Raw genomic sequence first — 24,769 nt, 5'->3', positions numbered from 1 at the left:
CTCACCATACCTCAGGCAGTACAAAGAAGAGTTCTCCGCGTATAGTACTCTGAGGCGCGTCATCGGGCTTGACGATATTGTAGTAAGTGCCCAGCGAAAGGCCAAGCGGGAAAACGCCTCCTATCATAAAAAGCTTTCCTACCATAAGGCCCAGTGGAATCAGCGTGCTCTGTGAAGATTTCTTTGTCCAGTCAACACTGATCAAAGGCATGCTGCTTATGGAATATCCCTGCCCCAGATTATAGAATGCAAACGCCTGGATCTGCATCATGTTGAGATTTGATTCTCCGCTGATCCTCCACATCTGGTTGACAAGAGCGCCTGTAACCCAGTTGCCGCTCTTGAATACACCCACTACGGAAGGCCCCAGGGCCCAGCAGTCGTAACCGGTAGGCGTATTTGTCCATGAAACAGGGTCGGTATTGGAGGCCGTAGGGAACATTACCCCTCCGCCGATGCCCCATGTGAGCTTGCTTTCACTCTTCTTCGCGAGCAGTGCGGAAAACATGATGTTGCTCAAACCCGAACTCGGCCTGTCGTCTCCTAATTGAGGAAGGCTTACAATCGGTATGAGTGTGTGCGTCAGAATCTTCCATTTATCAGTAATGTCGATCGGGAAAGTGGGTTCTATGATGAGCTGCTGGGCCGATTTATCAATAGGCCCCACGCTTCCCGTATAGCTGTACTCAAGCGGCATGAGAATGAGCCCCGAAAGAGGGTCCTCAACTTTTTTCGACATTTCAGTCGCCTTGTCCTCGGCAGCAGGCTGCGGTGTTTTCTGCGCGTTTTCATCCGCTGCCCTCAAATTACTGGTAAAGGCAAAAATGAAAAATATTGGAAATGCAATGATTGCCCATCTTTTGACCATTATGAACCTCCTCAAAATTTCCAATTATTTACACCAGAAAACCAATCCAATCCATATCAGTAATTCTCCTATGTATTATTTCATGGAATCAACCCCACGCAGTACAAATCACAGCACATGGTAAAGATGTATTATACAATTAAAAATATTTATTTCTGATCAGTGTTCAGGATTAAAGCCATTCCAGAGGATATTACCTTCTTATCTTTTGAATATTTTGAAATTTAGTATTGCTTATTTCATAGGATGAGATAATATTCAAATTAAGGTTCTCAAGATTCATTCCCCGTAGAACCTCCTCATATGTTGCAGATCGCCAGCGATCTGCATTTTTTTTGATGTTTTATCGGCAATCGTTGAGCCAAGTTTATTTTTATTGTCGACATTTATTCATGGCCTACGGTTTCTCATATCGATATGCTGATACTGAAAAAGCTCTTAACCGAAGGGTTCATAAAGCATTGGGTTTTTATGCCCCGGGAATAATTATTTTAAAAGGTTACTGAAGATTCGGACGGTAAAAAAGTCAGCTAAACCCGACAATTAAATGTGCTACAGACCTCCAATTAAAATATAATATTTATTGAGTTCAATATTATATCCGGCTTAGAAGCTAGTCAAGTCCCCAAAGTTCTGTAAAATAGTTTTTCCGATATAGGCATTATGCAGCCAGAAGTATGTTTGAAACAAAAAAGTTCATTCTTGATTGGATACATGTTAATATCTCTAGAGTTCATTTGATAGGAGGGGCTCAAATATGTCATGCCATGAGAAAGTGCTGTCACATGTTTTTCTGGATGCCGTTTTTACGAATTTCGAAATATTGGCACAGGAAGATCCTGAATCAGCGGCATTGATTGCGGGAAAAAATGTTTCGATAATGTTTGTAGCAGGAATTGGAGGCCCGAAAGCGACGATAACAATCAGAAATTCCCAGATCAAAGTTGTGTCAGGCAAGGTTGGAAATCCAGATATCATCATGTTTTTCCCAATCGCAAGATTGATGACAAACATGCTTTCGAAAAAAGGCTTTGGAATTCCGATCCCCATTATAATGCCCTGGAGTCTTCCAAAAGTTTCCGGGCTTTTGACGTTCATGAAACTCGGAGACCGTCTTGATACAATCCTTAAGGGTCCGAATCCTCCCAAAAAGCTTAAGGCTAAACTGTTGCTTAACACCATTGCCAAAACAATAGCAGCCATATGCAACAATGAACCTGAATCCAGGGCAACGGCATCAACATTAAACGGTATTGCAGAACTCAGAATCAAAAACGGAGATGCAGTCAACATTCTTTTCTCGGGCAGCAATGATGTTGTGGGAAGAAACGGTAATGCAGATGATTTTGATCTTCTCATGGAATTTATCGATGAGGACTTTTTCCTTCAGGTAGCTGACGATAAGGTTGATCTGATGGTATCAATCACCCTTGGCGACATGGTGCTTTCCGGTAATCTCCACATGGGTGATGTTGTAAATTCGTACCTTGATAAAGTCGGTTTATATCTTCAGTAGGAGGCAGTTATGTCATACAGTCATGATAAATCGATAGAATGGTTCAAACGTGCTGCAGAACGAATCCCTCAGGGCATATACGGTCATTTCAGTCCGGCATTGACATCCCCTGGAGATTTCCCTTGTTATACCGACAGCGCCAAAGGAGTGAGAATCAGGGATGTAGACGGCAATGAGTATCTTGATTTTGTAAGCGCCTACGGTCCCATGATCCTTGGTTATGCAGATCCCGATGTTGATGCCGCCTTTGCAAAACAGGCAAAAAAAGGCACGAGCACCTTCCCTCCATCTACAAAGATGGTCGAGCTGGCCGAACTGGTTTGCGAAACAATCAATGCCGCCGACTGGGTTTATTTTACCAAGAACGGTGCCGATACCACAAGCTGGGCTATTAATATCGCACGCGGACACACAAGGCGGAACAAGATACTCCTCGGAAATGGTGTTTACCACGGCGCACAGACATGGGCGGGTACAAATCATTACGGAAATACTCCTACAGACCGAAGCGAAATATTGATGACCGAATGGGGCAACCTTGAAGACACCCGCAGAGTAGTTGAGCAGCACAAAGGCGAAATAGCGGCAATTATGATGACTCCGACCCATACACCAACGTTTGAAGCCAATTTGCTGCCCGGCAGTGACTACTGGCCAGGCCTTCGCAAACTCTGCGATGAAAATGGAATTATACTTATTGCCGATGATGTGCGAAGCGGTTGGAGGCTCGATATCAAAGGCGCCGCACATTATTTTGGCGTGGAGCCGGATATTCAGACCTTTGGAAAGGCGATAGCCAACGGCTATCCCATATCGATGGTCGTAGGCAAGAAACACCTCAAGGTATCTGCTTCAAAATCATTCATGACAGGATCATTTTTTTTCAACAGTCCGGAAATGGCGGCGGCAATAGCCTGCATTAACAAAATGAAAAAGATAGATGCGGCTGGCATCTGCACCCTCAGAGGTCAACAATTCAAGGATGGAATGGAAAGCCTTGCTGCGACATACGGACTGCAGTTTGCAGTGACCGGTCATGTATCAATGCCATATATTATTTTTACAAACGAAAAGAATTTTAAACGCAGCCAGTATTTTGTAAGAGAATGCAATAAAAATGGTCTTATGATTTTGTGGCATCACAATATGTTCTTGAGCGCTGCACATACTGAAAAAGATATTAATGACGCGTTGAACATAGCTGACGGGGCATTCAAGAAAGTAAAGGAAAAATTCGGCTGCTGACATAGCTGTAACCCTCATTAAGAGTCCGTTGCAGTATAAGGATGTAAGTTCCTGTTTCAGGAATGCCCATATTCACGACACTACCGATTTTATTCACATAAAAAAATCAGCCCACTCGATCTTAGATAGTAGTGGGCTTAAAAAAGGAGGTCTATAGCACTTTTTAGGTAGCGCTATAGCTTATTATCTTCATACACAAAATTACGATTGTTGTCAAACATGAGGCAATACTTTTTACACACAATATGTAATCAGTTATAAATGTGTATATTGAAAGACACATTTCAGAAACGCTAACCCTAAAATTTGATAAAAAGGATGGGTTTGACAACAACCTGATTTCATCCTAAAGGATTAGATTACCTGAAATAAATTGATGCATTATTCATAGGAAGGCCAAATGGACACTAAGATATACACGGTTATAGATAAAGAAAAATGCAATGGCTGCGGAATGTGTGTAAATGTCTGCGAATACAACTCCATCACGGTGATTGACGGAAAAGCGAGTATTACAGGCCAAGAATCATCTCATTGCGGGCATTGCCAGGCAGCCTGCCCTTTCGGGGCAATAAAAGTCACCTGCCTTTCGCCGGTTGATTACAAGACATTAAAAGTTGACGATACATGGCTCAAACCGGGAACATTTGACACGTCCGCCCTTTTAAAGCTCATGGCAAGCAGAAGGGCATGCAGGAACTATAAAAAAAGTCCCATATCACGAGAGATCATTGAAGATCTGATTTCAGCGGCTCAAACCGGTCCTACCGGTTCAAATGCACAGTCCAACCAGTACAGTGTACTTACAGGAGATGACGTTGACAAGTTATGCGGTTTTGTTTCAGGATTTTACAGACAGCTCAACCTCCTTTCCCGGATAGCACCCTTGAGATTTGCCGTAAAAGATCTGGCTGATTATCACCGTGATTATTTTGAATTCATCAGAACACGACTTGATGAAAGAAAGAAAACCGGGCGGGACATATTTTTCCATGGAGCTCAGGCACTGATAATAATCACTACAGGAAAAGACGCCACAACTCCGGTAGAAGACGCCGCCATTGCCGCACAAAACATAATGCTTACCGCCCATGCGATGGGACTTGGAACATGCTACATAGGATTTGCCGTGGAAGCCATGAGACATGACGGAAAAATAAAAAAGTTATTGCACATATGCAAGGAAGAAACTGTCCAGGCGGTTATAGCGCTGGGATGGCCTGATGAGAAGTATTCAAGAACGATAAAAAGAATCAAAAAAGAAACGAGGTATTTGTCGCTATGAAAACACTTATTACGGGAGCTACAGGTTTTATTGGAAGTCATATTCTTGATGCGTGCATCGAAAGAGGGGATTCCGTAAGAATACTTGCCCGCCGTACATCAGTTGGAATTGATAAGCTTAAGGGACGGGTGGAAATAGCATACGGAGATATATCCGACTATGATTCTGTTATTAAAGCCTGTGAAGGAATGGAACTGGTATTCCATTCCGCAGGTGTAGTGAGCGATTGGGCTCCTTATGAACTGTTTTACAAGGTAAATGTCGAGGGCATGGAGAATATATGCCGGGCATCAGTGGCTGCAGGAATCAAACGATTTATCTGGACCAGCACCAATGATGTTTTTGGCCGCAGAGAAGATACCGTTATCAACGAGAGCCTGCCACTGGAAAAATGGAATGAACCTTATCCCGATACGAAGATTATGGCAGAAGAAGTAGCCTGGAGATATCACAGGGAAAAGGGGCTTGCTGTTTCCACCGTATATCCTTTGTGGGTTTACGGACCGAGGGATACGACATTTGTCCCATTGCTTGCAGACGCCATAATAAAGAAAGACATGGTATTCTGGCAATATGGAACAATCTGCTGGCCTACCTATATCGGCAATCTGGTTGATCTTTTGATGCTGATATCGACCAACGACAAATCGATAGGCCAGGGATACCTCGTTCATGACGGAGAATTAACAACACTTGAAGACTTCTGCAGGGGGATAGCCTCGGCTATGAATGTTGAACTGGTTGAAAAAAGACTGTCATATCCTGTGGCATACGCTGCAGCAATGGCAATGGAAGCCAGCTATAAATTTCTGAAGAGATCAAAAAGGCCGCTTTTAACCACCTATTCCGTAAAAAATCTTGGATCCAGGTTAAAATTTTCAACGCATAAGGCTGAAGATGAACTGGGATGGAAGCCGAAAACATCATTTAGAGAAGGATTTAAGATTACAATGGAATGGCTGAAGACACAGGATATTGACAAGCTTAAGCAGAAATAGCAACCAGAATCATCTTTGAAACCGGCGATCAGATTAAGGCAGCTATGCTTTATGATGCTGGACGCTGTCTTTCATGGTGTGGGCCTTGAAAGCAAACCTTACTGTGACAGCCAGAAAAGCAGCTATTCCTATTGCTGTGAATATCATCTTTTTGCCCTCCTTTCCGTAATTGTCTCCTGAATGAAGCCTTTGAAGCCCAGGATAATACCGGCAACAAGAAAAAGGAAAGTGAAGTTGGGTGCCAGTCCTGTTACCTTATCAATGTACATCCCAAGATAAAGCCCCAGGAAGGTAACTATTACAAGCACCAGACCGTGTGCGCTTATCCTCGTTATCTTCTGCATCAGTTCCCTCGGGATCTTTTCCATTTTAGTGTTTTTCATGACACCCTCTTTTTTTATCCTTAGAAAAGAAGCGCGATCATTTCTCTTACCGGGGCCGTGTTTACTGCAACCAGCATGATAATAAGCGCATATACTGCAGCAGCTTCAGCCGGCTTGAGACCAAGAACCTTGTATGTGAACCTGACTCCGATTCCTGTTACAAATAAGCATCCGATTACTATCCACAATGTGACCATCTCGCTTCTCCTTTCTTTTTGTTTTACTGAATATAGTGCAGCAACGACTGTGCCAAATTTGAAAGTGAGTGTATCTTGTTGTTATTATTAGTTAATTCAATTTGCATACCTGGTGGCGGCTGCCACAATGACAAAATGGCTCCCCTTTCCTATTTCTTCCTGTGACAATCTGGCAATCAGCAACGACATAAAGAAGATACGCCATGACATGGTGGCAAACGAAGATGACATCCATTTTGAAAATATGCAGAGATTATGGAGATGAGCTCAGGATAAAGAAAAAGGGTTACAATCTCGTCGATTGTAACCCATTGTTATAATTGGTGGGTCATGAAGGACTCGAACCTTCAACCTCCGGATTAAGAGTCCGCTGCTCTACCATTGAGCTAATGACCCGAAACCTTGTTTCCTGGTACGCCCGGGGCGACTCGAACGCCCGACCTGCGGATTCGAAGTCCGACGCTCTATCCGACTGAGCTACGGGCGCCCACTTTATCACTCTGGGGTGAGTGATGGGGCTCGAACCCACGGCCACAGGAGCCACAATCCTGTGCTCTACCAACTGAGCTACACTCACCACAATCCGTATAACCGCTCATTAACGCGCCTGAGAGGATTCGAACCTCTGACCTACGGATTAGAAGTCCGTTGCTCTATCCAACTGAGCTACAGGCGCAAACCCTTCTCTGGTCGGGGCGAGAGGATTTGAACCTCCGACCCCCTGCTCCCAAGGCAGGTGCGCTAGCCAGCCTGCGCCACGCCCCGTGAATCTGCCCTATAGCAAAGCGAGGTAGGCATGGCAAGCCTTTTTTCCAATATGTTCAAGCACCTTCTAAACAGGCTTTTCTGCAAGTTTTTCAAGCAGTTCCAGCTCCTTTTTTTCCATCTGTTGAGCCTTATCTAAGCTCACATCTTCATGATCATATCCGCATAGATGGCATATGCCGTGAACGATAAGCTGGAGAAGCCTTTCCTCGAATGTAATACCCGATTTGCCAGCCTCGGAAGAAGCCCTCTGGGCTGAAATCACTATGTCTCCAAGGTGATTCCCTTCTATGCCCTCGCCTTCCTGCTGGGGGAAGGAGATTACATTAGTCGGCTTGTCCTTTCCCAGATATTGCTTATTGAGCCTTCTTATATAACGGTCATCACACAAGACCAGAGACAGCTCACAGTTTTTTTTGCCCAGCATCTTTAATATCCTGTCAGCATTTTTTTCAACAATAGCCGGATCGATTGCCAGATTATCCTGGATGTCCTGTACATCAATTATATTCATGTATTGGCCCTCTCATAAGCTCTGATGATTTTTGAAACCAGTTTATGCCTTACCACATCATCCTCGGTAAAATAAATAAAACCGATATCCTTTATGTTTTTCAATATGCCAGAAGCTTCGACAAGCCCGGATCTGGTCGTCAAAGGAAGATCTGTCTGCGTGATATCACCCGTAATTACCGCCTTTGAATTGAATCCCAGCCTGGTCAGAAACATCTTCATCTGTTCCGATGTGGTATTCTGAGCCTCATCCAGTATTATGAATGCATCATTAAGGGTGCGTCCTCTCATGAACGCAAGCGGGGCGACTTCAATTGAATCGCGGGCAAGCAGCTTTAACACATAATCATGATCAAGCATGTCGTAAAGCGCATCATACAGAGGCCTCAGATACGGGTTCACCTTCTGTTCAAGATCGCCTGGCAGAAAACCCAGCCTTTCTCCAGCTTCCACTGCAGGCCTTGTCAGAACTATCCGCTCGACCTTTTTTTTAAGCAGAAATGTAATCGCCATAGCCATTGCAAGGTATGTCTTGCCGGTTCCGGCAGGACCTATTCCGAATACGATATCATTTTCCCTGATTGAATCGATATAAATTTTCTGCTGAAGACTTTTCGGTATTATGACCTTCTTTGACGACGAGATGTATATGGAATCCATGAAAACATCCTTGAGATTGAGATTCCGGTTTTTCGAAAGCATTCTTACCGCATAGAAAATATCCGACGGATAGAGGGGCAGTCCTTCCTGCAGGATTTTGTAAAGGTCATTGAGTACATGCCTGACAAGGTCCACCTCATGCTTCTCACCTGAAAACTCAATCGCAGTGCCCTTCATGGAGCATTTTGCGCCTGTGTTGTCTTCGATAATTTTCAAATGGGCGCAACTATCCCCTGCCAGTTGCCTTAACAAATGTGTATCCGGAAATTCAATTGACGGCATCAGCCTGACAGAGCCCCTTTCAATTCGATTTAAATATGGAGTTATACCAAAAATACACTGCGTTCAAGGTTGTTGATTCCAGATAAAATATTCCTGCAGGCCAATTCCTGCAACACGCCATCGTCATTTTATAGTGATTGCACAAAGAACATGCTTATATTATGAGAAAATCATGTTCAAAATAAAGCTAAGGGACAGTTTCAGTTCTGCCCATATGTTAAGGGGTTACCAGGGGGACTGTGAAAGGCTTCACGGCCATAATTACAGGATCGAAGTGACCATCCTTTCAAATGACTTGAATGAAATAGGTATCGTTGCGGATTTCCGCGATGTCAAACTGGCGCTCAAGAATTGTCTTAATCCGCTCGACCACAGGCTATTGAATGATCTTCCTGAATTCACGGCAGAGAATCCCTCGGCTGAAAATATTGCCAGATATATATTCCTTAAGCTTGGCCCCATGATAAAAGAACCGGCAAAGCTCTTTGAAGTAGAAGTTTGGGAGAATGACAACTGCTCGGCCAGTTACAGTGAAGGACAATCATGAAAGACGTTCAGAGGCAGAAACCGGAAAACCCTCTATACATCCATAAGGTCGGCGTCAAGGACATCAGGTATCCTATTGTAGTGAAAGACAAAAAAAGGGGAAGCCAGCATACAGTGGCTTCGATAAATCTATATGTGGACCTGCCTGTCGAATTCAAGGGTACTCATATGAGCAGGTTTATCGAAGTGCTCAATGAATATCACGAGGAGATACACATCAACAGGTTTGAGCATATCCTCCTCGAGATCAGGTCCGCCCTGGAGGCCGAGAGTGCACACATGGAAATCGAGTTTCCCTATTTCATCGAGAAGGAGGCACCTGTCAGTAAAGTTCAGGGACTGATGGGATACAAATGTTCCCTCATCGGTTCCGTGGGTGAAGCAAAAGATTTCCGCGTAGGCGTCAAGGTCCCGGTTCAAACGCTTTGCCCCTGTTCAAAAGAGATCAGCGTGAACAGCGCTCACTCCCAGCGAGGCATAATCTGTGCCGTCGTAAAGTACAACAGGTTCTTCTGGCTGGAAGATCTGATTGAACTCATCGAAAATTGCGGGTCGAGCCCTGTTTATTCAGTATTAAAAAGACCCGATGAAAAATACCTTACCGAATATGCATATGACAACCCCATGTTTGTGGAAGATGTCGTCAGACAGGCCGCCGCCGAGCTCTCAAAACGGCCTGAATTCGACTGGTTTTCAGTTGAGGCCGAAAACATGGAAAGCATACATAACCACAATGCTTATGCTTATATAGAAGGCAAATCGGGATGAAAGGACAGGGGCTGCCTACCGGAAAATTGCCTGCCCAGCTTCTTGAAAGGCTTATTAAATCGCTGCCTCGATATGGTAATGACGTAATCGTTGGTCCGGGAATCGGCGAAGATGCTGCGGTTGTAGATTTCGGTGGAACCAGACTTATTTTCAAGACCGACCCCATAACGTTCCTGAGCGAGGATATCTTCTCTTACCTGATCACTGTAAATTCAAATGATATAGCCTGCATGGGAGGAATACCCGGATATCTGCTTGCCACAATTCTTCTCCCAGAAGGCATAACGGAGCCGGAAGTTGAAAAACTCTTTGAAGAGCTGAAAACAGCATGCAAATCTTCTGATATTACCCTGCTCGGCGGACACACCGAGATAACATTCGGCATCAACAGGCCTCTTGCCGTAGGATTCATGGTCGGTACTCTTGATGGAGAACCATTGGGTGCATCCCGGGCTAATCCCGGTGATGCAATACTTCTTTCAAAGGCAATCCCGATTGAAGCTGTTTCGATTTTAGCACGGCAGATGCCTGACAAGCTCGGGCTCGATGAAAAAACGCTGAACAGGGCCAGAAACCTGATTCATGACCCGGGCATAAGTATTATGAAGGAAGCCCGCATTGCAGCAAAGCTCGGCGCCTCCGCCCTGCATGACCCGACAGAAGGCGGCGTGGCGACAGGCCTGATGGAACTCGCAAGGGCATCAGGTTCAGGGGTTGAAGTTGATTTGAACAGTATCCCTGTCCTTGATATTGCAGGTGACATGTTTGAAAGGCTGGGAATTGATCCTCTCGGAGCAATATCTTCAGGTTCCCTTCTCGCTTGCTGCCCCCCTGAAAAGGCACAGACGATACTTGATGCATGGAACTCTGAAGGGATCAGCGGGGCCATGATAGGACGTGTAACAGTATCGGGTCTGACCATCATCAGAAGAGGCGGGAAAGAACCTCTGCCGGAATTCAGCAGGGATGAGCTTGCACGCTTCCTCTCCTAGCAAGCCCCCAGAAAACCGCCGTACCTGCCAGACAGATAATGCCGCCTGCATAGAACACCCAGGCGATCCCCATGAAGTCCATGATCACTCCGGAGAAAAGCGGTCCGAGGATCATCCCTGTGCTCATTGCTGTGTCAAAAATGCCCATGGTTGTCGACATGCCGACCTGCTTCCCATGCTCAACCATGAGAATCGATGATGCCGGTATCGAGACGGCGCTTCCGAATCCCATCACACAGCTCAGGATAAAGTATTCGACAATCCCCTTGCCGAACGGCAGACAGGCCAGGGTCACTGCACTTATGACCGATCCTGCCACGATCATGAAGAGGCTGTTCTCCTTTTTCGAAATCCTGCCTATCGGCCTCTGCAGGATGCCTGTAAGAAAGATATTAGCCGATATTAGCATGCCTATCATTGTGGAAGACATACCATAATTTCTGGCGAGGAGCGGAACAAAGACCATGAGACTCCCGCTTCCCAGCGCGTTTATGACCCTGAATAGAAGCAGCCCCAGCATTACCGGGTCTTTCAGAATACTTTTAAGAACAGCCGGTTTTTCCCTTGAATAGACCCGCCGCATCGAAGGAAGCATGAATATAGCCACAATCATAGCCAGACCCGATAGCCCTGAGAGTGAATAGAATGCAGCGTTGAGGCCAAACCTGTCCTTAATGAGACCGCCTATCAGAGGGCCAGCCCCCATACCGAAAAACAATCCCATGTTTATCGTTCCCATAAAGAGACCTTCTTCGCCTTCACGGGAAATATTCGCCGCATAAGTGAATGCAAGTGGGATGACGAATGCCGACGCCATACCGTGAAATGTCCTTATCAGGACCAGATGAAATGGTCTGCTCGCAATAACATAGGTGAACGAGAGCAGTGTGTAAGCGAGTATGCCTGTGAGCATGAGCGGTTTCATGTTCATCCTGTCGGCTATAGCTCCGGCAAATGGATTCGATATGGCCCTCGCAAGTGCAAAGCTCGAGAATATGAGCCCTATTTCAGTCGCGCTCGCTCCCATGTTCTGGGCATATGAAGGCAAAAGCGGTATGACTATGCCTATGCCCAGCATGACAACAAAAGTGATGCTGCATACCGTAGTAAGGATTCTTTCAGGATGCATGAATTACCGGCCCTAACGTGACAGCACTTCCTTTACCAGTGAAGTATCGCCGCCTGTTTCCTGGAATTTTTCATTGGCTACAAGTTTTATCAGAAGGTCCTTGTTGGTTTCCACACCCTCCACATAGGTCTCTTCCAGCATCCTCAGCATTTTTGTAAGCGCACCCTTCCTGCTCGAATTATGGGCGACAAGCTTGGCCAGAAGAGAATCATAATAAGGGCTTATCTCACAGCCCCTGTAAATATGTGTATCCACCCTTACGCCGGGCCCGCCCGGAAGTCTGAGCCTGTTTATCGTACCTGTCGTAGGAATGAAATTCATGGCCGGATTCTCAGAATTAAGCCTGCATTCAATGGCATGGCCCGTCTGTACAGGCATATCCTCGCTGATTTCCGATCCTACGGAAATAAGTATCTGTTCTCTCACTATGTCCAGCCCTGTAAGCATCTCCGTTACCGGATGTTCAACCTGAAGTCTTCCGTTTATCTCAAGGAAATAGGAATTGCCTTCCTTGTCCATCAGAAACTCCACAGTGCCCAGTCCCTCGAATTCAAGCGCACCCATGATTTTTCTTGCCCACAACCACAGGTCCTTTCTTGCAGATTCATCTATAAACGGAATAGGACCTTCCTCGATAATCTTCTGATGCCTTCTCTGTATTGAACACTCCCTGTCTCCAAGTATGCGTATGTTTCCATGGGAATCGGATGCAACCTGCACCTCGAGGTGTCTCGGGCAGTCTATGTACCGCTCGATATAGATCTCGCTTCTTCCAAACGCGGCATTGGCCTCGCTGCTGACATTGTCGAAATGCTGTATAAGCTGCTCTTCATCGTTAGCCACCTTCATGCCCCTGCCGCCGCCGCCGTAAAGGGACTTTAAAATTACGGGATAACCCGTTTCCTTTGCCATGAAAATTGCCTGTTCAACCGTTGTGGCAAACCCGCCTGAGCCCGGAATAGTCGGTATACCGAGGGAAAAAGCCACTTCCTTTGTCCTTGATTTGTTTCCGATAGTCCTTAAGACGGTACTTGACGGACCGATGAATGCTATTCCATTCTCTTCGCATTTGGCTGCAAAAATCGGATTTTCGGACAAGAATCCATATCCCGGATGTATTGCATTTGCTTTCCAGGTTATTGCCGCGGCAATAACGGCATCCATGTTCAGATAGCTTTTTGCAGGATATGCAGGGCCTATCTGGACGCGTTCGTCTGCAAGGTTAAGATAGTCCATGTTCCTGTCCGCCTCAGAGAAAACGACTATGGTCTCAAGACCAAGTTCTCTGGCCGTTCTGATTATCCTGAGGGCGACTTCCCCTCTGTTGGCGATCAATATGCGTTTCATTACAGTCCCTTTATCCATTCCCCAAGCCTCAAGTCAAGACAATAGAAGCCGCTTGTCAGCGCTTGTGGAAACGATGAACACGGTATATTATTATTTTATGGAGTTGAAAATGAACTGCCGGATGATTGCATTTGCAGCTGTCATGGTAATGCTGACCTCGGTCACAATTCATGCCGGGGACTTTCTTGACAGGAATTTTCTGAGACTTCTGCTCCTTGAAAAAGGCATTGAACCATCCATGTCCGAACAAATTCTTGTCGATCCAAGGATTGCGTACAATAACTCCATTCTTATCCAGAACCTTTACGAACCAAGTCCAGGGGATAAACCCAGGAACAACGCGGCAGCAAACCCGCAGCCCATACCTGCACAGCCTGCCAAGACCGGGGACAAAAAAAAGCTGCCGGGCAATGTTGATCAGAAATATATCGACCTTGGCAGGCAGTTTATCAAGGACAGAAGAGACACGTTCACACTTATCGAGGCTGAATACCATGTCCCGGCCGAGGCGATAACAGCCATACTTATTATAGAATCCAAGCTGGGCAGAGACTATGAGAGATATCATGTCTTTAATGCCTACCTGAATCTTGCGGCATGCATCGATCCCGATTTTCTTGAAGAATTCATTCAGAGAAACAGGGAGCGCTACCCCGGAATCGACACTGACCGGACGAGAATGACAGCAATAACAAAAGGCGAGTGGGCATTAAGGGAGATTAAGGAAATCATGACGCTCTCAGATGAAATCGACATGGACCCTCTTGAATTCAAGGGATCATATGCAGGCGCAATAGGACCCGCCCAGTTCATCCCCTCAAGCGTGGTCAATTATTTTAAAGACGGCAATTCGGACGGCATCAGGGATCCTTTCGAGATGGAGGATGCAATAGCAAGCATCGCAAACTATCTTAACAAAGCAGGCTGGAATGTGGATGAGACCAGCCGTAAAAATGCCGTCTGGAATTATAATCACCACGACTATTATGTAAAAACGATAATGGGGTTATTAAAGGAGCTTTCCTCTGCCGGGAACGACAGCGAATCCGGGATAATTGAAGACAGTCCCGTACAAGGCAATCCTTGAAGAAAGCCATTTTGCGTGATATGGCAGTTTCCCGGGAGGTATCATTTGGATACATCTGGCAAGATTGAATCTTATAAGGTCCTGTTTGAGGATTACCTCAATTCCTATATAAAAAGTGCAGACAACTCGGATGGTCTCAGCATCGCATGCACATACAGCCTTTCCGCCGGCGGCAAGAGGCTCAGGCCCGTAATCGTCATGCTATCGGCAGAAGCATGCGGCGGAAATCCCGCCGATACGCTGCCGGCATGTCTTGCAATTGAAATGATACATACCTTCAGCCTTATTCATGACGACCTGCCTGCAATCGACAACGATGACCTCAGGAGGGGAAGACCCACCTGCCATAAGACATTCGGTGAGGCAACCGCCATACTGGCCGGCGACGCATTGATATTCGAGGCGTTATCGATCGTTGCCGGATCGAATCTTGATGCCTGTACAATATCTGATATAATCCGCGCGATAGCAGATTCATGCGGACTGGACGGTCTCATAAAAGGCGAATATGACGACATAATGGCTGAGAAAAAGACAATCGATTTGAACGGAATAACCGGAATTTATCTGAGAAAGACCTCGCGGCTCTTTGAACTCTCCACCTATACCGGAGCAAGAATAGCCTCGGCTAACGATGATACCCTTGATGCAATGAAGACATACGGGAGACACCTGGGGCTGGCTTTTCAGGCCATTGACGATATACTTGATATAATTTCTGATTCCGCCAGCATGGGGAAGACAACGGGCAAAGACATCCTTCAGGAGAAGGCCACGATCGTCAAGGCGCTTGGAATCGACGGCGCCAGGGAATGGGCCCGGGAGCAAACGGAAACTGCACTTGACGCCATCAAAAGATTAAAGGCAATCCATCTGGAAAACATCGCATTTGATATGCTTAAAAGGGTGAACTAGAAAATGGGTCTGCTTGATAAAATTGCAAATCCGAACGATCTGAAAGGCCTGTCAACAGCCGAACTCGAACTGCTTGCAAAGGAAGTGCGGGAGTTCATCATAAATAATGTCAGCGAGACGGGAGGTCACCTTGCATCAAGCCTCGGCGCAGTCGATCTCATACTGGCGCTTCATTACGTGTTCAATACGCCTCAGGACAGGATTGTCTGGGATGTAGGCCATCAGAGCTATGCCCACAAGATAATAACAGGAAGAAAGGATAAATTTTCAGAGTTAAGGCAAACCGGCGGGCTGAGCCCGTTCATCAACCCCTCGGAGAGCGGTTATGACTCATTCATCTCAGGCCATGCGGGAAACGCCATTTCAGCTGCAAGCGGCATAAGCGAGGCATTCAAGAAACAGGGAATCAAAAATCGAGTAATAGCTGTTATCGGAGACGGATCGCTGTCAAACGGCCTCACCTTTGAGGGACTCAACTTCGTTGGCATGCAGCAGCTTAATATGCTTGTCATCCTGAACGATAACGAAATGTTCATATCAACGAGGGTGGGCGCCCTGGCAGATTATCTAAGCAGGCTTATGACCTCCAGAAAGGTCCGCAGCGTCAAGGAAAGGATCAAGACAACAATGTTCGGCATGCCTTTTATCGGTAAACGCCTGTATAAAATGGGCAAGCATATAGAGGGCAATCTCAAGGGTGTCGTGTCTTCCGGCGGAACGCTCTTTGAACAGATCGGCTTCAGGTATATCGGCCCGATCGACGGCCACAACATGGCTCACCTGGTAGAGGCCTTTGACAATATCTCCAATATCGATGGCCCAGTCTTCATGCATGTAATAACCAAAAAAGGCTATGGCTACGGACCTGCATACCTTAATCCCGAAGACTTTCACGGCATAGGAAAATTCCATAAACTTAACGGCGAATCGAAAGCGAAAGCCCAGTTCCCATCGTATTCGGATGTTTTCGGCGAAACTCTTGTCGAACTTGCGAAAGAGGATGACCGGATAGTTGCAATAACCGCCGCAATGAAAAAAGGAACAGGCCTCGACGCGTTTGCCTCGGAGTTCCCGGAACGTTTTTTCGATGTGGGCATAGCCGAGGGCCATGCGGTGACCATGGCGGCCGGAATGGCAATGTACGGGCTCAGGCCGGTTGTGGCCATATATTCGACATTCTTCCAGAGGGCCTATGATGAGATCATCCATGACGTAGCCCTGCAGAATCTTCCCGTCATATTCGCAATAGACAGGGCCGGTATAGTAGGCCAGGACGGACCGACACACAACGGCGCCTATGACATGGCATTCATGAGAGACATACCCAATATCGTAATCCTAGTGCCAAGGGACCAGATCATACTGAAAGAAATGCTTACATATGCATTTAATATGAACGGACCTGTGGCGATACGCTACCCAAGAGACACCTCGATATCCGACCCGATTGAATTCAAAGGCTTTGTCCCAGGCCGGGCTGAAATCATTAAAGACGGAAAGGAAGTGGCGGTCTTCTGCACAGGGCCGCTCATTTACGAAGCCCTTAAAGCGGTGGAATCCCTTGACGCCTGTGTTGTGGATTTAAGAAGCGTCAAGCCTCTTGATGAAGATCTTGTAAGGGACACGGTCATTAAATGCAGCGGAAAATTTATCGTCATAGAAGACGGGACAATTACAGGCGGCGCAGGTTCCGCTGTCCTTGAATGCCTTTCGGGAATAGGCTTTCCCCTCAAATACAGGCTCATAGGTATCCCTGACAGATTTGTAGAACACGGGAAAACTCCCGACATCAGAGCCTGTCTGGGCATGGATGCCAATGGAATCAGTTCTGCAATAACCGATATCTTAAGGGATGAAGGAAAGGCTTGATAAAATCCTTGCAGAACGCGGCCTTGCGGAATCGAGGGCCAGGGCGCTTGCGCTTGTCATGGCCGGACAGGTCCTTGTTGACGGGAAAGTAATTACCAAGGCAGGCACTCCCGTAAATTCAGATGCGGCAATAACTATAAAAAAGGGCTGCCCCTATGTAAGCCGGGCCGGGTATAAGCTTGAGGCGGCCGCGGATGCATTTTCAATCGACTTCAAAGGCAAGGTGGCCGTGGATGTCGGTGCATCAACAGGGGGATTTACAGACCTGATGCTCCAAAGGGGCGCAGCCAGGGTCTATGCTGTGGATGTCGGCCATTCACAGCTTCATTACAGGCTAAGAAACGACCCGCGAGTCATCTGCCTGGAAGAGATCAATGCAAGGACAATCGATCAGGCCGTAATTCCAGAACCGTGTGATGTTGCGGTCTTTGACGTCTCTTTCATTTCTCTGAAACTCGTAATTCCGCCAATCCTTGATATCCTCAAAAAGCCGTCAGAGATTGTAGCGCTCATAAAACCGCAGTTCGAGGCGGGGAAAGGCATGACAAAAAAAGGTATCGTAAAAGATGAAGGCACGATAATTTCTGTTGTTGAAAATATTAAAGAATTTCTTTATTCAATCAATCTTATACCCCTTGGTGTGATCCCTTCTCCTGTTAAAGGTGCAAAGGGCAACCAGGAATATTTAATTTACTGCACTTTTGGGAAATGATGGATGAAAATTACAATTGCCAGGCATGCCGGGTTCTGCTTCGGTGTAAGAAGGGCTATTGATGTAACCTTCAAGATCAGGCAGAAAAATCCGGGAGCTAGAATATTTACTGTTGGCCCGATAATTCATAATCCTCAGGTCATTGACGCCATCTCCAGAAGGGGCATAGGCATCGTCAATGACATACTCGACCCGAAGCTCAAATCCGGTGATATAGCGATTATCCGTGCTCACGGCATCTCTCCTGAAAAAAAAGGCGTCCTGAAAGAGCGCGGTGTGCGGGTAATCGACGCCACCTGCCCCATGGTGCTCAAGGTACATGCAATCATCAAAAAGGCTGCAAAAAACGCCGATGCCATAGTAATCGTCGGCGACAGGGATCACCCAGAGATGGAGGCCCATCTGGGAGTTGCCGGCGGGAAAGGCATACCCGTACAGAGCCTGGAGGACGCGAAGGCCGTCCCTGCTGTGAAACGGCTGGCTGTCGTTGCCCAGACAACATTCGATGTCGCCCTTTACAAAGAGATACTTAAAGTCCTCAAGGACCGGGCCGAGGTCCTCGACATAAACGATACCATCTGCCGTTCGACAGTGGACAGGCAGAAGGAGGTCGAAGACCTTTCAAAAGACCACGATACGTTTATCGTCATAGGCGGCAGAAATTCCGCAAACACGAAAAGGCTTGCGGAACTCGCTCAGAAGCAGAACCGCCACGTTATAAGAGTGGAAAGCTCTGAAATGCTCAAGAACCTGGATACGCACGATATGCACAACGTGGCTATCATTGCAGGTGCTTCAACCCCTCAATGGGTAATAGAGGAATGCATTGAGAACCTCCGAACGATCGACAAGTCCTCCGGCATAAAAAACAAGACGCTCAACCTGATTGCCAAAACACCTTTTGCAACCTCTCTGGGCGCCGTGGGCATAGCAATGGCCGCCCTGGTGTTCTGTGACCTTAATTATAAATGGGATATTTTCCTGACCGTTTTCTTCCTCGCATTCGCCACCCTTGACTTCAAGTGGGATTTCAACATGTTCATAAGGTGGAGCATATGCACGGGCCTGGCCATATCGGTATCCATAATAGGCTCCGGTTTCGCCGCCGGAATACTTGCAGCGGGCGTTTCCCTCTTAAGACCCATCCTCAGCACCATAAGGATCAAGGATTACATGAGGAGCATCTACGGTCTGGTGCTCTTTCTTCTGGTCTCCATAATCGTCCCGTTAAGCATGATGGCTGCACCTGCAAAACCGGGCATTCTTCTTCTGACGATATTTGCATCTGTTCAGTATCTGGGGTCCGATATTCTCGTAGGACTCAAGAACATGGAACGGGACGCCATCATGGGGCGTCTCAGCCTTGCCAGATACATCAGCGAAACCCGCGGCATAATGGTCATGGAATATACTATCATGGGCCTTGCCCTGATCCTGTTCCTGGGATTTCCGCTGAAACTCACGCCAGCTCTTGCATACGGGCTTCTGCCCTCGCTCTTCTTCCTGGCCAAAGGAATAGACATCTACAACGATCATATAATCTTCGACAGCAGGCTTTATCTGGTCTATGTCAAATCGCTGTGGTTCATAATTCCCGCCATGGGCCTTCTGTGGCGCGTGACCATGATGTAGCCCGGCAAATAAGATATGCCCGAACTCTTCGACAATTGGCCCGATGATTACGAAAACTGGTTTTCAACACCTCTGGGAAAACTGATCAAAGAGTTCGAGTTAGACCTTATCCTCAAGATGCTCAAACCTCAAAGAGGCGAGCATATTCTCGATGCCGGCTGCGGGACCGGGATATTCACATCTGACATAATCAACAAAGGAGCATCAATCACTGGTCTTGACATATCAAGACCGATGCTGAAAAAGGCCTTGCGCAAAACCGGAAACTCATTCAAATGTGTCTGCGCGGATATGCTGAAACTGCCTTTTAAAGACTGCACCTTCGACAAGACGGTGACGATTACTGCAATCGAATTCATCAAAGACGCAGCCCTTGCCTTAAGCGAACTTGAAAGGGTTACAAAACCTGGAGGGGCCATTGTTGCAGCAACGCTCAACAGCCTTAGCCCGTGGGCTGAAAAAAGAAAGAAAGACGCAGAGAAAGAAGGCGGCATATTCATGCATGCGATTTTCCGCTCGCCCGATGAACTCGCAGGGCTTCTTCCTTTCAAGTGCATTACAGGAACAGCCATACACTTTTCCGATAATGCTGAGCCTGATAAAGCAGTAGAGATCGAAAAAAAAGGATACGCAGCCGGACTCGATTCGGGCGCCTTTGCAGCCGCACTCTGGATAAAGCAGTAGCCTGAAAATCTTATTCTGATTCAAGAAAAAGTATCATGGCTCGGATGTTCAGTCTACTTGACAGGATCCAGTGCATCCTGCCAGTTTGCAACAGCGGGACCATCCGGGAACTGAACCGATCCGTCATTATTGAAGGTTGCTGTAATCTCGCTGTTAACAGGCTTAATTTTCAGCTTGCCACTGATCCAGGCACCATTATCATTACGCCTGATAAAATCATTGATGTTCACCTGACCCAAAATTATATTGGAAATCAGATTCAGGATATTCCCGGTCAGCATTTCGGTCCCTGCCGAATTAACTGAGACCTTCTGACCACCCAGGCTCGGAACACTCACATCACCTGTGAGCGCAATAAACTTTCCACCTCCGTAATTAAAGTCAAGATCCAGCTGTCCATACTGAACATTCATATAATAGGAATGCATACCATTCTTATTGATATCGAAGTTCCCGTCCAATTTATAATTCCTTATATCTATATAATCCCCGGGCTTCAAAGCCTCTCCTATTATAGGTGCAATATAAAGGTTATAAGTATCATCTTTCAAGGCATAGGAAATGTTCCATTCACCATAATTCACACTATATCCGGAATATCCGGCTGAAAGCGTATTGTGTGCTGAAATATTCACTGTATCAAAATTTGGAGTGATCTTCCTGCCTGATGTATTCATCCCCTCCCCTTTAAGAGAACCTGACATTTCCGCTTCAAAATCAGTTGCGCTTCCCTTGTAAACAACACCATCATAAGCATATCCGTCAGAATTGAATTTCACCTTCATTTTTGAATTAAAATCAAATGCGAATTTACCTGTAACCATTACTTCAGCAACATCGACATTGCCTATCTTTACAGTCATTTCCGCTGAGGAAATCCCGGCTGGTGCAGGTGTATACTTAAAGGTCACCTCGTTAATAACCATATTCAGTATTATTGGTATCGTAAGCTGCTTTAAAAAAATCTCGTTAACGAAATTTCCCATTAAAGAATTCAGACTGTCGAACATTATATTGTAAAGGGCCTCGTCATCATCTGTATCGCTCTTAACAGTGTTGTACCCGATGCCCGCATAGGCTGCATAAAGGACATCCTGAGCCTGCTCCCTGGAAATATTTCCTGCATTTACAGACTGGAATTCCACAGTCACCGTACGATTGGCGTTCATGGTTACGGTATTTGTATTGTTTTTTGATGTATCGTCATCAGTGCCGCTCCAGGCCTTCACCTGATAACCGGCAGCAGGTGATGCGTTAAGGGAAACAACCGCGCCCTCGTCATATGTCCCGGATGCCGGGGTGACAGAACCGTTCCCGCCTACAACACTTGCAGTTAAAGTATATTTCCTGCCGGATTCTCCTCCTGCATCAGAACCGCCGCCTCCGCCGCCGCCTCCACATGATATGAAAATGCCGGTTATTAATATTATCGTATATATTATGACTCTTTTTCTCATAATTTATTTCCTCCTCTTAAATAAACCGGACAGAAATATTGATTCAGTTCTCATGAAATTATATGCAATAGTCGTTCCTTATATAACTTATTGATATAAGGCTCTTTAATCTATGTACTTGGAATATATTTTCCATGTTTCTTATGATAATGATAGAAAAATATACCCTGATATGATGAATTGACAAGGTCAGTTGTTTCAGAACGCTTGATAAAAATAAGCTTGCCTGTGATGAACCATGTTTAAGACGGCTTCTGACAATTATGACAATTGGAGGACATATTGAATGAGTGCAAAATCCGGTTTCCGTTTTTTTCGTGAAGATTTGTGCGACCGCTGCGGGATATGCCTTGAGCATTGTCCTGTGCTCGAACTTTCCGAGAGCGAGGCTAAAAAGGAAATAAGCAAACTTATTGATGGTGATACAGATTCGTCCCTGGTTCTTCAGCATTGCGTCACATGCAACGCCTGCGCATTTGTCTGCCCTCAGAATGCCGATCCCTACGGGCTTATTCTGGAGCACCATAACAAAACAGGCAGGGCATGCGGCCTCCCACACATGGCAAGGTTTATTTTCCCCAACGAGCCCGAGAACATGTGGACATCCACCAGGGTGCTGATGAAGGATGACGAGCTGTCGCTTGTGCGTTCATGGGAGAAAAACCTTAAGAACCCGAGAAAGGAGATACTCCTTACAGGCTTTTATAATAATCTCCTGCCGTATATCGCCCGGACTTCACTCCTGGACGAACTCAAGCCAGCAATCGCCGGCAGTGACTGCATGTTCGGAATAGGCGAAGACGCCTACAGGATCGGTTTTTTCGAGGAGGCAGAGCGCCTGGGCAGGCTTGCCAAAGAAAAGTTCGAGGGCATGGGCATCGAGAAGATGTACTGTTTCATGGTAGTCGAAGCCTCGATGTTCACCGATGTCCTTCCCAGGAAATTCGGCATAAATTTCAATTTTGAAGTCGAACTTCTTGACAACTGGATTCTTGAGAGACTGAAGAGCGGGAAGATACAGGTAAAAAACAGATTGAAGAGGACGGTCACAGTCCACGACAACTGCTGCGGCAGATATGTGGATGGAAAACTTCCTGATGTCACCCGTGAAATACTCGAGCACACGGGCGCAACAATCGTGGAAATGAGGCATACAAGAGAAAATGCCCTGTGCTGCGGCTGGGCCGGAACCGTCCCGACACTTTTCGGGCCTGATTCCGGAAATCCTCTGCATACACTTCTCAACCTTCTGCACAGCCTTTATCTCAGGCTGCAGGAGGCAGAGGCGACAGGCGCGGATATCCTTGTCGTTCCGTGTCCGGGCTGCTGCGCATTCCTCTCGCTAATCAAAGTGCTCACAAACAGCAGACTCGACATATATCTTCCCATCGAACTTGTTCAGATGGCGGCCGGAGAAACACCGGTTCACAGGCACGATGAACGGGCATGGGATATCCTGGCCGTCACCACAAATCTCCTTCTCAAATGGCCCTTTTCTTCAAAGCGATTTTTTCCCAGACCCGTTGACATAGAGAAACCTCTTCCTGAAGCAAACCGGAGCGACCGGATACGGATAAAGCTGTTTGCCATGCTATATCATAGCATTCTGGTGCAGAACCGCTTCACAAGGAGTCTCATTGCGTCAGCAGTCAAAACGCTGATCAAGAAATACAGAGCTTACCTCGAAACAAAAAAGAACCTGAAGTCAGTTCCGATGTAGTTCTTTAACCGGAACACCATTTGATTCCGAGGCGGAATAGCTTCAAGGACGCAGCCATGCGCTGCCGAACTGTACGTAGATGACCGGATCATCCGGCCCGAATGCCAGGTCAATGCCCATATGAAGCCCGTATTTACGGGCCAGTTCATAGCGCAATCCCGCACCTCCGGTCACGATATTGTCGCTCTTGCTGAATTTACCGAAGTCGTTCCATGCGGAACCGGTACCGGCAAAACCTACAAGGCTGAACCTTTTCCACAGCTGCCATCTGAGCTCAGCCTCTATTTCCGCGGCTTCATCGCCCTGGTATCTCATGGCCGCCGCGCCTCGCAGTTCGACATAAGGCTTCATATAAAAAGGCACATCGTTGAAACTGAATGTCGCACCGCCCCGCACACCCAGTGTCAGTGTCCGGTAAAGAGGCACATACTGAATGGCGTCCAGGCTCAGCAGCTGAAACTCACTGTCACCGCCCAGGGCATGGCTGTAAAGACCGGCAGTTCCCTCTATGTATGTTCCGGATAACGGTGTGAAGATATTGTCTCTCGAATCGAAAGTGAGTGATGGCGTCAGCCCACCTATACGGGAATGTCGCTCAAAATCGGGCAGGAACGGGGTATCGGGAGGGTCGTCGAATGACACAAGCGTTTCTGCAAATGTATAGCTTACACCTGCCCATACACGGGAACTGCCCAGTCTATACCTTGCGTTAAGCATTCCGCCTGCAGGTTTTAGATTGTATTTGAGCGGATGAGCCTGCAGAATGCCGTTTTTCCCGATGCCATAGAAATCAAGATTTACAGAAGCATAGACCAGCATGAGCTGAGTCTGGAGACTATCGTCAAGCCATTGCCTTATGTCGCCGCCGAATGCGCCCCATGTTCCGTTCTCAGTGCCCAGCCCGCCCAGGACAGAGATATTTGGCCTGCCGAAACCGGCCTCTGAGTCGCCCTCTTTTGGCTTGTCGATGAAAGCAAGGGCACCTGCGGCCCCGTAACCGACAGCAGGCTCAGTGATAGGCATCAGGACAGGTGCAAAACCATAGGCCTCATCGATGAAACCGCTGATGTCGAACCAGCCGTCTTCGGCCGAATATATCTTTGAAGGGGATCTGGTTTTATCCGGTTCCGGCTCGTACGGGCCTGCGGCCCAGAGCACGGATGTCATAACCAGATTCATAACGCACCATAACACCCCCA

General features: G+C 46.8%; 24 protein-coding genes and 5 tRNA genes. 15 read left to right on the top strand and 14 right to left on the bottom strand.

Features of this window, described 5'->3' with window-relative positions:
• Nucleotide 1 precedes the first annotated feature (1 nt).
• Entirely contained in the window at nucleotides 2-868 is an 867-nt protein-coding gene (locus VIS94_02295; GenBank protein HEY9159901.1) for a hypothetical protein, read from the bottom strand.
• A 757-nt stretch (nucleotides 869-1,625) separates the two neighbouring features.
• Between VIS94_02295 and VIS94_02290 the strand changes: the two genes are divergently transcribed.
• The 4 genes from VIS94_02290 (at nucleotide 1,626) to VIS94_02275 (ending at nucleotide 5,912) form a co-directional block, all read left to right on the top strand.
• Nucleotides 1,626-2,384: a hypothetical protein gene (locus VIS94_02290; protein HEY9159900.1), complete on the top strand. Its 759-nt coding sequence runs from the start codon at nucleotides 1,626-1,628 to the stop codon at nucleotides 2,382-2,384.
• A gap of 9 nt (nucleotides 2,385-2,393) precedes the next feature.
• Nucleotides 2,394-3,629 (top strand): aminotransferase class III-fold pyridoxal phosphate-dependent enzyme, encoded by a 1,236-nt coding sequence (locus tag VIS94_02285; protein HEY9159899.1) that lies wholly within the window; start codon nucleotides 2,394-2,396, stop codon nucleotides 3,627-3,629.
• A gap of 400 nt (nucleotides 3,630-4,029) precedes the next feature.
• Entirely contained in the window at nucleotides 4,030-4,914 is an 885-nt protein-coding gene (locus VIS94_02280; protein ID HEY9159898.1) for a nitroreductase family protein, read from the top strand.
• A complete protein-coding gene (locus tag VIS94_02275) occupies nucleotides 4,911-5,912 on the top strand; it encodes an NAD-dependent epimerase/dehydratase family protein (GenBank protein HEY9159897.1) in 1,002 nt (333 codons plus the stop codon). The genes VIS94_02280 and VIS94_02275 overlap by 4 nt, the downstream gene beginning before the upstream one ends.
• Before the next feature lie 143 nt (nucleotides 5,913-6,055).
• Here VIS94_02275 and VIS94_02270 read toward each other — a convergent pair whose 3' ends face one another.
• Together VIS94_02270 and VIS94_02265 are read right to left on the bottom strand one after the other, a co-directional pair.
• Entirely contained in the window at nucleotides 6,056-6,295 is a 240-nt protein-coding gene (locus VIS94_02270; GenBank protein ID HEY9159896.1) for an AtpZ/AtpI family protein, read from the bottom strand.
• 20 nt (nucleotides 6,296-6,315) lie between these two features.
• A complete protein-coding gene (locus VIS94_02265) occupies nucleotides 6,316-6,492 on the bottom strand; it encodes a hypothetical protein (protein HEY9159895.1) in 177 nt (58 codons plus the stop codon).
• Between the two features lie 127 nt (nucleotides 6,493-6,619).
• Here VIS94_02265 and VIS94_02260 point away from each other — a divergent pair, with 127 nt between their 5' ends.
• Nucleotides 6,620-6,757, top strand: a complete 138-nt coding sequence (locus VIS94_02260; protein ID HEY9159894.1) for a hypothetical protein — start codon at nucleotides 6,620-6,622, stop codon at nucleotides 6,755-6,757.
• A 56-nt stretch (nucleotides 6,758-6,813) separates the two neighbouring features.
• Here VIS94_02260 and VIS94_02255 read toward each other — a convergent pair.
• The 7 genes from VIS94_02255 to VIS94_02225 all read right to left on the bottom strand — a co-directional run bounded on the left by VIS94_02255 (nucleotide 6,814) and on the right by VIS94_02225 (nucleotide 8,646).
• Nucleotides 6,814-6,888: transfer RNA gene (locus VIS94_02255), tRNA-Lys, on the bottom strand.
• 14 nt (nucleotides 6,889-6,902) lie between these two features.
• Nucleotides 6,903-6,979, bottom strand: a tRNA-Arg gene (locus VIS94_02250).
• A 14-nt stretch (nucleotides 6,980-6,993) separates the two neighbouring features.
• Nucleotides 6,994-7,069 (bottom strand) — tRNA-His (locus VIS94_02245).
• Nucleotides 7,070-7,094: 25 nt separating this feature from the next.
• A tRNA-Arg gene (locus tag VIS94_02240) sits at nucleotides 7,095-7,168 on the bottom strand.
• 11 nt (nucleotides 7,169-7,179) lie between these two features.
• A tRNA-Pro gene (locus VIS94_02235) sits at nucleotides 7,180-7,257 on the bottom strand.
• Between the two features lie 67 nt (nucleotides 7,258-7,324).
• Complete coding sequence (ybeY, locus tag VIS94_02230) at nucleotides 7,325-7,771, bottom strand: rRNA maturation RNase YbeY (protein ID HEY9159893.1); 447 nt, start codon at nucleotides 7,769-7,771, stop codon at nucleotides 7,325-7,327.
• A complete protein-coding gene (locus VIS94_02225) occupies nucleotides 7,768-8,646 on the bottom strand; it encodes a PhoH family protein (protein HEY9159892.1) in 879 nt (292 codons plus the stop codon). The genes ybeY and VIS94_02225 overlap by 4 nt, the downstream gene beginning before the upstream one ends.
• A gap of 238 nt (nucleotides 8,647-8,884) precedes the next feature.
• Here VIS94_02225 and queD point away from each other — a divergent pair, with 238 nt between their 5' ends.
• Genes queD through VIS94_02210 form a run of 3 tightly spaced genes read left to right on the top strand, consistent with a single transcriptional unit; the run spans nucleotide 8,885 to nucleotide 11,018 of the window.
• The gene (queD, locus tag VIS94_02220) at nucleotides 8,885-9,259 is read left to right on the top strand and encodes a 6-carboxytetrahydropterin synthase QueD (protein HEY9159891.1); all 375 of its coding nucleotides are present in this window, start codon (nucleotides 8,885-8,887) and stop codon (nucleotides 9,257-9,259) included.
• Nucleotides 9,256-10,026: a GTP cyclohydrolase FolE2 gene (gene folE2 / locus VIS94_02215; protein HEY9159890.1), complete on the top strand. Its 771-nt coding sequence runs from the start codon at nucleotides 9,256-9,258 to the stop codon at nucleotides 10,024-10,026. The genes queD and folE2 overlap by 4 nt, the downstream gene beginning before the upstream one ends.
• On the top strand, nucleotides 10,023-11,018 hold the full coding sequence (locus VIS94_02210; protein HEY9159889.1) for an AIR synthase-related protein: 996 nt from the start codon (nucleotides 10,023-10,025) through the stop codon (nucleotides 11,016-11,018). Before folE2 ends, VIS94_02210 begins: the two co-directional genes overlap by 4 nt.
• Here the strand turns inward: VIS94_02210 and VIS94_02205 are convergent.
• Together VIS94_02205 and VIS94_02200 are read right to left on the bottom strand one after the other, a co-directional pair.
• Complete coding sequence (locus VIS94_02205; protein HEY9159888.1) at nucleotides 10,984-12,147, bottom strand: MFS transporter; 1,164 nt, start codon at nucleotides 12,145-12,147, stop codon at nucleotides 10,984-10,986. The genes VIS94_02210 and VIS94_02205 overlap by 35 nt on opposite strands.
• Nucleotides 12,148-12,159: 12 nt before the next feature.
• A complete protein-coding gene (locus VIS94_02200; GenBank protein HEY9159887.1) occupies nucleotides 12,160-13,512 on the bottom strand; it encodes a biotin carboxylase N-terminal domain-containing protein in 1,353 nt (450 codons plus the stop codon).
• A 91-nt stretch (nucleotides 13,513-13,603) separates the two neighbouring features.
• On the opposite strand from VIS94_02200, the gene VIS94_02195 reads away from it, so the two are divergent.
• Genes VIS94_02195 through VIS94_02170 form a run of 6 tightly spaced genes read left to right on the top strand, consistent with a single transcriptional unit; the run spans nucleotide 13,604 to nucleotide 20,393 of the window.
• A complete protein-coding gene (locus VIS94_02195) occupies nucleotides 13,604-14,581 on the top strand; it encodes a lytic murein transglycosylase (GenBank protein HEY9159886.1) in 978 nt (325 codons plus the stop codon).
• Nucleotides 14,582-14,626: 45 nt separating this feature from the next.
• Nucleotides 14,627-15,496, top strand: a complete 870-nt coding sequence (locus VIS94_02190; protein ID HEY9159885.1) for a farnesyl diphosphate synthase — start codon at nucleotides 14,627-14,629, stop codon at nucleotides 15,494-15,496.
• A 3-nt stretch (nucleotides 15,497-15,499) separates the two neighbouring features.
• Nucleotides 15,500-17,365 (top strand): 1-deoxy-D-xylulose-5-phosphate synthase, encoded by a 1,866-nt coding sequence (gene dxs / locus VIS94_02185; GenBank protein ID HEY9159884.1) that lies wholly within the window; start codon nucleotides 15,500-15,502, stop codon nucleotides 17,363-17,365.
• Complete coding sequence (locus tag VIS94_02180) at nucleotides 17,349-18,077, top strand: TlyA family RNA methyltransferase (protein HEY9159883.1); 729 nt, start codon at nucleotides 17,349-17,351, stop codon at nucleotides 18,075-18,077. The genes dxs and VIS94_02180 overlap by 17 nt, the downstream gene beginning before the upstream one ends.
• 3 nt (nucleotides 18,078-18,080) lie before the next feature.
• Complete coding sequence (gene ispH, locus VIS94_02175; GenBank protein HEY9159882.1) at nucleotides 18,081-19,709, top strand: 4-hydroxy-3-methylbut-2-enyl diphosphate reductase; 1,629 nt, start codon at nucleotides 18,081-18,083, stop codon at nucleotides 19,707-19,709.
• A 15-nt stretch (nucleotides 19,710-19,724) separates the two neighbouring features.
• Complete coding sequence (locus VIS94_02170; protein HEY9159881.1) at nucleotides 19,725-20,393, top strand: class I SAM-dependent methyltransferase; 669 nt, start codon at nucleotides 19,725-19,727, stop codon at nucleotides 20,391-20,393.
• A gap of 53 nt (nucleotides 20,394-20,446) precedes the next feature.
• Here the strand turns inward: VIS94_02170 and VIS94_02165 are convergent, their stop codons facing one another.
• On the bottom strand, nucleotides 20,447-21,850 hold the full coding sequence (locus VIS94_02165; GenBank protein HEY9159880.1) for a hypothetical protein: 1,404 nt from the start codon (nucleotides 21,848-21,850) through the stop codon (nucleotides 20,447-20,449).
• 286 nt (nucleotides 21,851-22,136) lie between these two features.
• Here VIS94_02165 and VIS94_02160 point away from each other — a divergent pair, with 286 nt between their 5' ends.
• Entirely contained in the window at nucleotides 22,137-23,570 is a 1,434-nt protein-coding gene (locus VIS94_02160) for a (Fe-S)-binding protein (protein HEY9159879.1), read from the top strand.
• Between the two features lie 42 nt (nucleotides 23,571-23,612).
• Here the strand turns inward: VIS94_02160 and VIS94_02155 are convergent, their stop codons facing one another.
• Nucleotides 23,613-24,749 (bottom strand): BamA/TamA family outer membrane protein, encoded by a 1,137-nt coding sequence (locus VIS94_02155; protein ID HEY9159878.1) that lies wholly within the window; start codon nucleotides 24,747-24,749, stop codon nucleotides 23,613-23,615.
• Nucleotides 24,750-24,769: the final 20 nt, after the last annotated feature.

This window comes from Desulfomonilia bacterium, assembly GCA_036567785.1.
Taxonomy (GTDB): Bacteria; Desulfobacterota; Desulfomonilia; order UBA1062; family UBA1062; genus DATCTV01.
This window is presented reverse-complemented; position numbering and strand designations above follow the sequence as displayed.